This window comes from Apilactobacillus kunkeei DSM 12361 = ATCC 700308, from assembly GCF_001281265.1.
GTDB classification, from domain to species: Bacteria; Bacillota; Bacilli; order Lactobacillales; family Lactobacillaceae; genus Apilactobacillus; species Apilactobacillus kunkeei.
In genome coordinates this window covers 13,877-26,072 of the sequence record NZ_JXDB01000005.1, presented here as the reverse complement: position 1 = coordinate 26,072, position 12,196 = coordinate 13,877, and the positions used below count along the sequence as shown (strand labels likewise).

Here is a 12,196-nt window from a genome sequence, read left to right as displayed (position 1 = left end):
GCAAAATAAAAAAACTTCGCACTCACGAAGTTTCAAACTACCTATTATAATATCACTATTTACTATAATTTAAAACAGTAAATTATAGGTATAATAATCCTGATTGAATTGCCCAGTCAACAATTGCAAAGAAGATTGCAAAGATAATTGACATTGATACTACGATGGTAGTGTCAATTCTAGTTTGGTGACCATTAGGCCAAACAACTAGTTTCATTTCAGTACCAACACTCTTAAAGAACTTAAATAATTTCATATTTTTCCTCCACTAACGTGTTTCTTTATGCATCGTAGCCTTGCCACAATGTTTACAGTATTTTTTTACTTCTAATCGATCTTCATGGTTATTACCAACCGAGGTTGTGTAATTACGGGATCCGCAGACCTCACATTGTAAAGCAACTTTATTCTGTGACATCGTATACATCCCCCTTTTGAATAAATTCATAATAGCATTTATATTTTTGATAGTCAATTTATGCTAATGGCTAGTCATAGACCTTTTTTACAATCTTCTTTAACTTGTTTTTGACCCGAGCAATACAATTATCAACTATATTAGTAGCGTTCTCTGGATGTCTTGCTAAAGCCAGCTTTAATCTATCGATTGAAAAATTATTTTCATTAATCAAGTCTTCTAGATAGCAAAACGCAATTTCGGATTCTAATGGTGATAATCTAGCAATCAACTCTTCGTAACAACTCTTGATATTCATTGACTGATCTGGTGTTAAAAAGATTCTATCCTTCAAGCTATTTTGAAAGTATAACTCGTTAGCATTATATGAAACCATTTTATCAACCGGCATCCGTTTCTTAGCTTTTCTTTTTCTTAAGATATCATATAAATGATTCTTTAAACTAATTTGGTATAACGTCCCAAACGTCGCTTTATGGTTTACATCATAATTACGAATGTTTTTTACCATTACCAGCATTGATTCTTGATACCAGTCATCGATATCCATATCGTGCAAGTAATAATTACGCCACACTTTATTAACCAACGGCTTGTATTTATCAAACAGCTTTTGCAGTGACTCTTCGTTACCATTTTCTTTGAAATCAAGAATTAATTCTATATCAATATTATTTTGGTTAAAGCTCATTACCTATTCACCTCTGATTATAATTACATAAAATAATTTATATAGTTACATAATCATAAACAAGCGAATGTTTGTTCATTTATATTTCATCAGATTGGTATAAATATATATAGCTTTTAATCATTTGTTAAATTATCTCTTAGTTTTTCCAATCGTAATAACTGATCATTAGACCAAGGAGTTCGACGACCAGTTAATTGATTGGTATAACTACGAACTTGCGTCTTAATCTCACGTTTTGAACGTTCAACATCACGAAGCAATTCTCGTGCTGATATTCTCAAAGCCCCTGCTGAAAAAACAGTCCATTGTTCAGCTTGATCAGAGGTTACTACGACCACCTGAACAAATCTAGATTGCTTTTGTCTAGCATATGCTTCGATATAACTATCAGCAGTTTCATCTTTGCTTGTCCAAACAATGTCTAAGTTATGCTTCTTATCTTTCTTAGATAAACCAGGAACATACATCGCATCGAAAATAATCTTCATATCTAAGTCACGGTATTTTTTATATTCAGAAATAATATTAATCAATTCATCCCTGGCATCTGCCAAACGATTATCCAGCTTTAATTTATTCAATTCAGGCCAATTTCCGATGACGTTATATCCATCGATTAATAATAGTTGTTTTTTCATTGGCTTAATCCTTCTTATAGTGGATTTCTTGAATTATAACCTTGATACATTAATAAACTAGCAGCGACACTGGCATTTAAACTTTGTAATTGACCGACCATTGGAATGGTTAGCATTTCGTCTACGTTCTTCTTTAGAAGTGGTGAAATTCCCTTACCTTCGTTTCCAATGATTACGGCAACTGGTCCTTTGGCATTCCAACGACGGTAATCTGCACCTTTTACGTCAGTTCCAAATACCCAGACACCTTGTTGTTTTAGGTCATTAACAGTGTTTACTAGATTAGTCACTCTAGCAACCGGAATTCTTTCAATGGCACCAGCAGATGTCTTCGCAACTGTTGATGTTAAACCAACGGCACGGTGTTTTGGAATAATCACACCAGTAACACCGGCAGCGTCAGCTGTTCTAATAATTGAACCCAAGTTGTGAGGATCTTCAATGTTATCAAGAATTAAAAAGAATGGTGGTACATCTTGTTTTGCAGAGTTTTCGAATAATTCATCAATAGTTGCATACTTGTATGGTGCGATTGATAAAACCACTCCTTGGTGATTTTGATTATCTGAAAGTAAGTCTAGCTTTTGCTTTGGCACAGTTGAGATTACTAGATGCTTTTGCTTAGCTAGCTTGATGATTTCTTCAACACTTTTTTCATCTTTCTTGATTCCGTTTTGTAGGAAAACTTTGTTGATTTCTTGCTTTCCTCTTAATGCGGAAACAACCGGATGGCGTCCGATTATAAATTCGCTTTGGTCATTAGTCTTCATATTTTGGCCTCCCAGCATCGACTTGTTCAATACACCAGTTAGATAGTTCTTCTAAACGGTCATCTTGTTTACTTAATGAAAGATACCCCATCATAGCTTCAAAACCAGTTGAATGGCGGTAAGTCAAAACGCTAGTGTTCTTAGCATGTGTGTAACTCTTAGCATTACGACCTCTCTTGAATACTGCATCCTCTTCATCTGTTAGGATGTCATCTTCAATCATCAAATCGATCAATGCTGCTTGAGCCTTTGCTGACACGTACTTTCTAGATATCTTTTGTAGGCGGTTGGGCTTAGTAATGCCTAGGTTTAAAAGGTGCTTTCTTACGAACACTTCGTAAACTGAATCGCCAAGATATGCTAATGCAATTCCATTTAACTGTTTATAATCCACGTTCTGGTTTTCCATCATTTATTCCCTTCTAAAACGAGTACCTTGAGCAGTATCTTCTAAGATAATCCCTTGGTCTCGTAGTTGATCTCTAATTTCGTCACTTCTTGCGAAGTCCTTGTTCTTTCTAGCTTCGTTACGTTCATCAATCAATGCTTGAACTGAATCGTCATCTAGTGTTTCTTCCTTGAAGACAACACCAAAAATAGAAGCCATCTTTTCTAGTTTTTCAATAATTAGGTTAACAGTATCCTTACCTACTTCAGGTTTTTGGGCATACATGTTACCAAGTTTGGCTAGTTCGTATACACAATCAATTCCGTTTTGTGCATTGAAATCATCATCCATCGCATCTTGGAAATCTGCTTGAATTTGTCTGATTTCTTGTTCTAGTTTCATATCAATAATATCTGTGGCATCGCTTAAACGATACTTCAAGTTATTGTAAGCATTTCTTAACTTGTTTAGGTTGTTTTCGGCAGCCTGTAAATTAGTTTCGTTGTATTGAATTGGACGACGGTATTGGGTAGTTGACATCAAGAATCTTACTACTTGAGGATCTACTCTCTTAACAATATCGTGAACAGTCACAAAGTTGCCTAGTGACTTACTCATCTTTTCGTTTTCATCACCGACGGTAACAAAACCATTGTGCATCCAGTAGTTAACAAACTTTTCACCAGTCTTGGCTTCACTTTGTGCACGTTCGTTTTCATGATGAGGGAACTTCAAGTCTTCTCCACCACCATGAATATCGATTGTGTTCCCCAAGTATTTGGTAGACATTACTGAACATTCAATGTGCCAGCCTGGACGGCCTTTCCCCCATGGTGAGTCCCATGAAATTTCGCCTGGCTTAGCAGCCTTCCATAAAACAAAATCAATTGGATCTTCCTTCTTGGAAAGTTCTTCTTCTGAGACATGTTGACTAGCTCCTGATTCCAAGTCATCTACACTTTGGTGTGATAAATGACCGTAATCATTGAACTTTCTTGCTCGATAGTAAACATCGCCATCAGCGGCATATGCATAACCATCATCAACCAATTCTTTTACGAATTGAATAATTCCATCAATATTATCAGTAGCTCTTGGATTAACAGTTGCTGGTTCAACATTCAATGCGTCCACATCTTCTTTGTAGGCTTCAATGTACTTGTTAGCAATATCCATTACTGTACCGTTTTCTTCTTTAGCTTCATTAATTAATTTATCATCAACATCCGTAAAATTAGAAATGTAATTCACTTGGTAACCACAATATTCAAAGTAACGACGAATAGTATCGAAAGCAACAATACTACGCGCGTTTCCAATATGAATATAGTTATATACTGTTGGACCACAGACATACATACCAACTGTTCTTGACTTAATTGGCTTAAATACGTCTTTTTCTTGAGTTAATGTATTATAGATCCTTAGCATCAATGGCACCCCTATTCCTATTTTTTATACTTACTTCATTCTATCATAATAATAGCCACTATATTAGGATAAATTCAAATAAAAAAGGCCCGCCAAAGCATGCTTTAGCGAGCCTTATTTATTATTGATTTATTTGTTTTAAAGTTTCATCAATGTGTTTTAGAGCCTTTTCTCTACCAATCAATTCGATTGATTCAGGTAGTTCAGGACCGTGACTTTCATGAGTAACGGCAATTCTGATTGGCATCCATAGTTGACGTCCCTTGATCTTAGTTTCCTTTTGAATTTCCTTAATTGTCTTTAGGATTTCAATCTTATCGAAAACTGGAACATCCTTAATCTTTTCAGCAAAGGCCTTTAGAACGACTGGTGCAGTTTCGTTTTGAATTTCTTCAAGGGCTTCACCAGAAACCTTAGCTGGTTCGTTAAAGAATACGTCAGCCATTGAGTTGATTTGAGCCATGTAGCTCATTTGTTGCTTGTAAGTGTTGATTAACTTACGAGCCCATTCAATAGTTAAAGCATCTGGGTTTTCGTCAATGTTACCCTTTGCGATTAATTGACGTAATGCTAAATCCATAACAACGTCTTCGTCAGCAGCCTTAACGTATTGGTTGTTGATCCATTCTAGTTTCTTGTTATCGAAGTTAGCTGGTGACTTGCTTAGACGGTGTTCGTCGTACATCTTGATGAAATCACGTTGTGAGAAGATTTCATCTTCACCCTTTGGAGACCAACCTAATAGAGTAATGAAGTTAAACATTGCATCTGGTAGGTATCCTAGGTCTCTGTATTGTTCGATAAATTGAATGATTGATTCATCACGTTTACTTAGCTTCTTACCAGTGTCGGCACTAGTAATTAAACTCATGTGACCGAATACAGGAGCTTCCCATCCAAATGCTTCGTACATCATTAATTGTTTTGGTGTATTAGCAACGTGGTCGTCACCTCTGAATACGTGTGAAATTTGCATTTCATGGTCATCAATAATAACCGCGAAGTTGTAAGTAGGCATTCCGTCACGTTTTACGATAACGAAATCCCCACCAATAGTATCAGAGTTAAATTCAACACGACCCTTAACAACATCGTCCCATGCGTAAGTCTTGTTCTTTGGTACTCTGAAACGAATAACCGGTTTCAAACCTTTAGCTTCTGATTCAGCCATTGATTTTTGAATTTCTTCTTCTGACATACCAGCGTATTCATATTCGTAATGAGGCATGATGCCCTTTGCACGTTGTTCTTCACGATCAGCTTCTAGTTCTTCTTCTGTTCTATATGAGTAGTAAGCCTTGTCTTCATCCAATAGTTGTTGGATCAATGGATCGTAAATTGAACGTCTTTCTGATTGTCTGTATGGACCAAACTTACCAGGTTTATCTGGACCTTCATCCCAATCTAAGCCAAGCCATTTTAAGTTGTCTAACTGACTTTTCTCACCATCAGCTACGTTTCGCTTAGTATCAGTATCTTCGATACGGATAATAAACTTACCTTTATTATGTCTAGCAAATAGGTAATTAAAAATTGCTGTTCTAGCATTACCAATGTGTAAATGTCCGGTTGGACTTGGTGCATATCTAACACGAATTTTCTTATTAGCCAATGATATTTTCTCCTCTTTTTTATAAATTCTTAGAATAACATTCTAATTTTACAATTATTATCGATAAAAATAAAGTACTCAGTAAAAATCTAAAGGTATCTATAATCTTTTATTTATCATCAATTCTAGCGAAAATCATTTTACCTGCATCTGTTTGAATTGAACTGGTTACCTCAACGGATAGTCGTTCGTTTAGATGATTTTTACCATCTTCAACAACCACCATCGTTCCGTCGTCCAAGAATGCGACCCCTTGGCTTCTTTCGGTTCCCTTTTTCAAAATCATAACTTCAAGATGTTCACCAGGAACAAATCTTGGTTTTAGTGAGTTAGCCAATTCGTTAATGTTTAAAACATTAACCTTTTGGAATTGGATAACCTTGTTTAAATTATAATCGTTAGTAATGATTGAACCATTGAAATCCTTAGCTAATCGAATTAACTTACTATCGACTTCTTTGATATTGTCATAGTCCTGATCAGTGATTTCGATTGGCATAATCTTTTCGGTTTGTAGTTTATTTAAAATGTCCAAACCACGACGACCACGAATACGCTTTTGGCTGTCAGCTGAATCTGCGATGTATTGTAATTCATACAAGACAAATTTAGGAACAAGCAATGTTCCTTCAATAAATCCAGTCTTTGCCACCTCGTAGATACGACCATCAATCAAAATGTTAGTGTCCAAAATCTTAATTGATTTATTACTATTGCGGCTTGAAGTATTAGTCAAAGCGTTGCCGCCCCTTTTCAAACTAACCCTAAAAATCTTGCGCCAATCATTTAACTTAGTGGTTCCCAATAGAAAGCCTAGGTATCCAAAAGTAATCATCAATAGAGCTGGCAAGATTAAGTTAGTTATTAAATAAGGCGTTCTAAATAAAACGATTGAAATTAAAGTCGCTAAAATCAATCCAATAATCATCCCTAAAGTCCCCATCAAAATATAGAATGGGTTCTTTTGTGATAACTGCATTTCAACCAGACTCATTGCATTCATGATTCGTTTAACAACAAACAATGAAAGAATATAGAAAACAATTGCGCCAATTACTGAATCAACTAGTGCATTATTTAATAAAATTGAAGGGTTTTCCCACAATGCATGCCAAATAACAGGTAGATAAATTACCCCTAGCGTTGCTCCTAAAATGACAAATATAAATTGGATAACCGTAAATCGATCAATTTTTTTCATTATTATCTTCCTCTGTATGTGTTAGTTAAGTGCGATTTTAATCGCTTGAGCCAGTGTGGATACACCAACGACCTCAATTCCGTCTGGCGCAGTCCATCCTGACATATTATGTTTTGGTATTAATACGCGCTTAAAGCCCAGTTTTTGCGCTTCTAAAACACGTTGTTCAATGCGGTTAACTCGTCTAATTTCACCAGTTAAACCAATTTCACCGATATAGCATTCACTAGGGTCGGTTCCCCTGTTCTTGTAACTCGATGCCACACTAATTGCTACTGCCAAATCAATTGCTGGTTCGTTTAACTTAACTCCACCAGCCGCCTTCAAGAAGGCGTCTTGGTTTTGCAGCATTAGTCCTGCACGTTTTTCAAGTACCGCCATTAAAACGGCTACACGGTTACGGTCAATCCCGGTAGCGGTTCTTTGAGCATTCCCAAATACGGATGGTGTTACCAATGCCTGAATTTCGACTAGGATTGGTCTAGTTCCTTCAATTGAGACAACGATTGCAGAACCATTGGCGTCCTTCAAACGTTCTTCCAAGAAGACTTCTGATGGATTAGCAACTTCTCGTAATCCGGATTCTTGCATGTCAAAAATCCCTAATTCGTCGGTTGAACCAAAACGGTTCTTCACAGCTCTTAAAATACGGTAGGAATGATGCATGTCACCTTCAAAGTATAAAACAGTATCAACCATGTGTTCCAAAGTCTTAGGTCCAGCAATTGATCCACCCTTAGTAACGTGGCCGACCACAAATATTGTAATTCCATTGGTCTTTGCAATGGACATTAAATCTGCGGTAATTGCTCTTACCTGTGATACGGAACCGATTGCGGAATCAACCTCTGGTTCGGAAATAGTTTGAACGGAGTCAATTACGACTGCATCCGGTTTAATCTCATCAATGGCAGACTTGATAGCACCCATATCGGTTTCTGGATATAGATACATGTTGGAGCCATTCACGGATAAGCGTTCCGCTCTTAGCTTAATTTGACTGGCACTTTCTTCCCCAGATACATACAAGACACGTTGTTTCTTAGCACCTAATTGTCCAGAAATTTGAAGTAACAGTGTGGATTTCCCGATACCAGGATCCCCACCAATTAAAATTAATGAGCCCGGAACAATTCCCCCACCTAATACACGATTAAATTCTTGAGATTCAGTTTCAAAACGTGATTCCTTTTCAAATTTAACATCTTTGATTAGTTGTGGTTTTGCTTGCTGACCATTAAAATCCATTCGGTGAGTTGATTTCAAACTCGATGTTTCTTTTTGAACGGTTTGTTCTTCAAATGTATTCCATTTTCCACAGTTAGGACAATGTCCCAAGTACTTGGGTGAAATGTATCCACATTCTTCGCAAACAAATTGGGTCTTTACTTTAGCCACATTAATTTCCTTTCTTTAATTCGTTTTTTATTTGCCTGATGAACCAAAACCACCAATTCGTTTAGTCCCCTTGTTGGAGTCAGCATCAGTTGTTAAGAATGGTACAAAAATACCTTGAGCGATACGATCACCCTTCTTAATCTTTTTATCTAGTAGTCCGAAGTTAGTCATTTGAACAAATAACTCACCTTCGTTGCTTTCGTTACCATAGTAATCAGCATCAACGATACCAATTCCGTTCGGTAAAACCATGCCTCTCTTTAGTGGACCGCTTGAACGGTTAGCAATAACTAACATTTCATCTGGTTGCATGTATGCCTTAATTCCAGTTGGAACTAATAATGGACGCAAGATATCCTTAGCACGTTGCATCTCATCTTCAGATACGTCTTTTTCATGCTTAATTGCCCAAAGAACTTTTAAAAATCCTAATTTCCAAATTGAAGGTAATACAAAATCGACACCTGCTTCGATATCATAACCAGCTGCTTGTTTAGTAGAACGATAAGGTAGATTGATGCCTTTATCCTTATACTTTGTAACTACTTCAAATCCTCTCTTCATATCTACACATCCTGTTAATTTATTAGTATTATTATACTATGTATTTTATATGAAAACTGTTAACAATTAAATACAAATATTTTATTTGACAAACTCACGATAACCATAGAAAATTAATATAGTATTATTGAGGTATATTTAATACCTTTGTTCGAAACCTTTCGTCTGAATGTATAAGCATTCAAAGTCGTTTTAACGTCGTTTTACCGAATATTTTAGAGGGGAAAAGGATTATGGATAAAGAATTAATGAAAAAAGTTGCCGGCCAAGAAGCTGTCAAATATATTAAAGACGGCATGACTGTCGGTCTTGGTACAGGTTCAACTGTGAAATACTTGTTGGATGCATTGGGAGAACGGGTAGCCAAAGAAGGATTACGTATTATTGGTGTTCCAACTTCCAACCGCTCAGCAAAGCGTGCTCGTGACTTGGGAATTGATGTTAAAAGTATCGATGACGTTGACCATATTGACTTAACAATTGACGGTGCTGACCAAATCGATGAAAATTTCCAAGGTATCAAGGGGGGCGGTGTTGCCCACCTTCGTGAAAAAATTGTCGCAATCAACTCAGATCGAAACATCTGGATTGTTGATTCAACAAAGATGGCCAAAAACCTTGGCTCTTTTCCCCTTCCTTTGGAAGTTACCCCATACGGAAGTACTCACCTATTCAAACGTTTAGACGATATGGGTTACCATCCTACTTTTAGAACCAATGCTAAGGGTGGTCACGTGTTAACTCATGCTGATAACTACATTATCGATTTAAACTTAGGTTACATTGAACATCCCCACGAACTTGAAACCATCCTAAACAACATGACTGGAATCGTTGAACATGGTCTGTTCCTAGACGTTGTTGACATGGTAATTGTCGGATATGAAGATCATTCAGAAACATTCGACGCTAAAAGAAAATAATTAATTTAAACCGTGATAGTAAGTACATCTTATTATCACGGTTTTTGTTTTTAAAGGCATTTGACCTGAGTGATATAATGTTATAAAAGCAAGGAGGAATCATGATGTCAAAAAGTATTAGTAATGAAAATATCCAAAAGTATCATAACGATTTGTTAAATCGTACAGAAGCTAAGGTAATGCAAAGAGCCGTAAGCCATAATGGTATCAACTCTTCAGCTGCCAACTTCGAAGCGGAAGGTAACATGAAACCAAACTTTTCAATTGAAATCGATACTGGTGAAGTTGCCAACCAAAAACATAGTGGCCGTTGCTGGATTTTCGCAGCGCTAAATACTATGCGTCATAACCTAGCTAAAAACTTCAACTTATCTGGTGATTTTGAATTATCACAAATCTACACTACTTTCTGGGATAAGTTTGAAAAATGTAACTGGTTCTTAGAAAACATTATCAAGACTGCTGATGAACCATTAACCTCACGCCGTGTTTCATGGCTATTAGATTCACCACAGCAAGATGGTGGTCAATGGGACATGTTATGTGCCGTAATCGAAAAGTACGGTGTTGTTCCTCAATCAGCAATGGTTGAAACTGCCTTAAGTAACGACACTTCAGAATTAAACGCTGTATTAAACCAAAAACTAAGAATGGATGCCATTCAACTACGTGAACTAGCTTCACAAAATAGTTCAGATATCGAAAAGGTCAAGGACGAAATGTTAAGCGAAATTTACCGTGTCTTAGTCTACTCATTCGGTGAACCAGTTTCAGAATTCAACTTCGAATACCGTGATGAAAAGAACGAATACCATATCGATACTGATTTAACACCAAAGAAATTCTTTGATAAATACGTAAACTTAAACCTAGAAGATTACGTATCAATCATTAACTCCCCTACATTGGACAAACCTTATGAAAAGACTTACACCATTGATATGTTAGGTAACGTTATTGATGGTCGCCAAGTTAAACATTTAAACCTTGAAATGGACCGCCTAGAAGAACTAACTATCACCCAATTAAAGAACGGTGAAAGTGTTTGGTTCGGAAGCGACGTTTCAAAAGAATCAGATCGTAAAAAAGGAATCATGGACGATAACCTATACTCAAAGGATGAATTATTCGACATCGATTTATTAATGAGTAAAGATGAACAATTAGATTACCATCAAAGTGTTATGAACCACGCCATGGTTATCACCGGTGTTGATATCGTTGATGGTCAACCTACTAAGTGGAAGGTTGAAAACTCTTGGGGTAACCAAGTTGGTTCAAAGGGTTACTTCGTGATGAGTGAATCATGGTTCAGACGTTTCACTTACCAAGTTGTTATCAACAAGAAGTACCTATCTGAAGAAGATAAGAAGAACCAAGAACAAGACCCAGTTGTTTTAGATCCATGGGATCCAATGGGAACTCTTGCATTTAACGAAAAATAACATACAAAAAAGAGCTGATAATTTATCAGCTCTTTTTATATTGTCTTTTTACTAATTACATTCAACTTATCATCGAAATGATAAACGATTGGCCTTCCGTTTGGAACTTCCACTCGATCAATGTCATCATCACTAATATTATCTAAATACTTAATTAATGCCCTTAAAGTTGAACCATGGGCAACGACTAACTCGTTTTGACCATCCAATAACTTAGGAGCAATCGCGTCTTGCCAGTATGGCATCAATCTTTCGTAGGCCATCTTTAGACTTTCACCACGTGGTTCAATCACACCGATTTTTGAATACTTATGTTCTTCATCGGGTTGATTCAACAATGGTGGGACCGTCCTGTAGCTGCGTCTAAATTCAGCAAACTTTTCAGGTCCATATTGTAACTTAACGTCATCTTTCTTACGACCGCGCAACGCCCCATAATGACGTTCATTTAGTCGCCATGACTTTGTCTCTTGAATATATTGTTGGTTAATTTCACTTAACACAATATGCAACGTTTCAATTGCGCGTTTTAAAAACGAAGTATGAGCATGATCAAAATCAATTCCCAATTGATTAATCTTCTTACCAGCATCGTGAGCTTGTTGAATCCCCTGTTCAGTTAACGCAACATCACTCCAACCAGTAAAAACATTCTTCTCGTTGGCAACACTTTGACCATGACGCATGATTACTAAATATGACATATTATCATCT

Annotated in this window: 14 protein-coding genes; 2 read left to right on the top strand and 12 right to left on the bottom strand. The window is 36.6% G+C overall.

Annotation, left to right across the window (positions count from 1 at the left end; all coding sequences use genetic code 11):
- Positions 1 to 82: 82 nt before the first annotated feature.
- The 11 genes from secE to RZ79_RS01720 all read right to left on the bottom strand — a co-directional run bounded on the left by secE (position 83) and on the right by RZ79_RS01720 (position 9,114).
- A complete protein-coding gene (secE, locus tag RZ79_RS01770) occupies positions 83 to 256 on the bottom strand; it encodes a preprotein translocase subunit SecE (RefSeq protein WP_034531900.1) in 174 nt (57 codons plus the stop codon).
- A 12-nt stretch (positions 257 to 268) separates the two neighbouring features.
- On the bottom strand, positions 269 to 418 hold the full coding sequence (gene rpmG / locus RZ79_RS01765) for a 50S ribosomal protein L33 (protein ID WP_034531899.1): 150 nt from the start codon (positions 416 to 418) through the stop codon (positions 269 to 271).
- A 70-nt stretch (positions 419 to 488) separates the two neighbouring features.
- Entirely contained in the window at positions 489 to 1,109 is a 621-nt protein-coding gene (locus RZ79_RS01760; protein ID WP_054449740.1) for a sigma factor, read from the bottom strand.
- A 116-nt stretch (positions 1,110 to 1,225) separates the two neighbouring features.
- Positions 1,226 to 1,750, bottom strand: a complete 525-nt coding sequence (locus RZ79_RS01755; RefSeq protein ID WP_054449739.1) for an NYN domain-containing protein — start codon at positions 1,748 to 1,750, stop codon at positions 1,226 to 1,228.
- Between the two features lie 14 nt (positions 1,751 to 1,764).
- On the bottom strand, positions 1,765 to 2,520 hold the full coding sequence (gene rlmB, locus RZ79_RS01750; protein ID WP_053795192.1) for a 23S rRNA (guanosine(2251)-2'-O)-methyltransferase RlmB: 756 nt from the start codon (positions 2,518 to 2,520) through the stop codon (positions 1,765 to 1,767).
- On the bottom strand, positions 2,510 to 2,932 hold the full coding sequence (locus RZ79_RS01745; RefSeq protein ID WP_155457554.1) for a Mini-ribonuclease 3: 423 nt from the start codon (positions 2,930 to 2,932) through the stop codon (positions 2,510 to 2,512). The genes rlmB and RZ79_RS01745 overlap by 11 nt, the downstream gene beginning before the upstream one ends.
- Positions 2,933 to 4,339: a cysteine--tRNA ligase gene (gene cysS / locus RZ79_RS01740; protein WP_054449738.1), complete on the bottom strand. Its 1,407-nt coding sequence runs from the start codon at positions 4,337 to 4,339 to the stop codon at positions 2,933 to 2,935. It lies immediately after the preceding gene.
- Between the two features lie 121 nt (positions 4,340 to 4,460).
- Positions 4,461 to 5,951 carry a glutamate--tRNA ligase gene (gene gltX, locus RZ79_RS01735; RefSeq protein ID WP_054449737.1) on the bottom strand — a complete coding sequence of 497 codons (1,491 nt, stop codon included), beginning with the start codon at positions 5,949 to 5,951 and terminating at the stop codon, positions 4,461 to 4,463.
- A gap of 109 nt (positions 5,952 to 6,060) precedes the next feature.
- Entirely contained in the window at positions 6,061 to 7,152 is a 1,092-nt protein-coding gene (locus tag RZ79_RS01730) for a PIN/TRAM domain-containing protein (RefSeq protein WP_054449736.1), read from the bottom strand.
- A gap of 21 nt (positions 7,153 to 7,173) precedes the next feature.
- On the bottom strand, positions 7,174 to 8,550 hold the full coding sequence (gene radA, locus RZ79_RS01725) for a DNA repair protein RadA (protein WP_053795188.1): 1,377 nt from the start codon (positions 8,548 to 8,550) through the stop codon (positions 7,174 to 7,176).
- A gap of 27 nt (positions 8,551 to 8,577) precedes the next feature.
- Complete coding sequence (locus RZ79_RS01720; protein WP_054449735.1) at positions 8,578 to 9,114, bottom strand: dCTP deaminase/dUTPase family protein; 537 nt, start codon at positions 9,112 to 9,114, stop codon at positions 8,578 to 8,580.
- Between the two features lie 233 nt (positions 9,115 to 9,347).
- Here RZ79_RS01720 and rpiA point away from each other — a divergent pair, with 233 nt between their 5' ends.
- Both rpiA and RZ79_RS01710 read left to right on the top strand, forming a co-directional pair.
- Positions 9,348 to 10,037 (top strand): ribose-5-phosphate isomerase RpiA, encoded by a 690-nt coding sequence (gene rpiA, locus RZ79_RS01715; RefSeq protein WP_053795186.1) that lies wholly within the window; start codon positions 9,348 to 9,350, stop codon positions 10,035 to 10,037.
- 104 nt (positions 10,038 to 10,141) lie between these two features.
- On the top strand, positions 10,142 to 11,482 hold the full coding sequence (locus RZ79_RS01710; RefSeq protein ID WP_054449734.1) for a C1 family peptidase: 1,341 nt from the start codon (positions 10,142 to 10,144) through the stop codon (positions 11,480 to 11,482).
- 35 nt (positions 11,483 to 11,517) lie between these two features.
- Here RZ79_RS01710 and RZ79_RS01705 read toward each other — a convergent pair whose 3' ends face one another.
- Complete coding sequence (locus RZ79_RS01705) at positions 11,518 to 12,186, bottom strand: 2,3-bisphosphoglycerate-dependent phosphoglycerate mutase (RefSeq protein ID WP_054449733.1); 669 nt, start codon at positions 12,184 to 12,186, stop codon at positions 11,518 to 11,520.
- Positions 12,187 to 12,196: the final 10 nt, after the last annotated feature.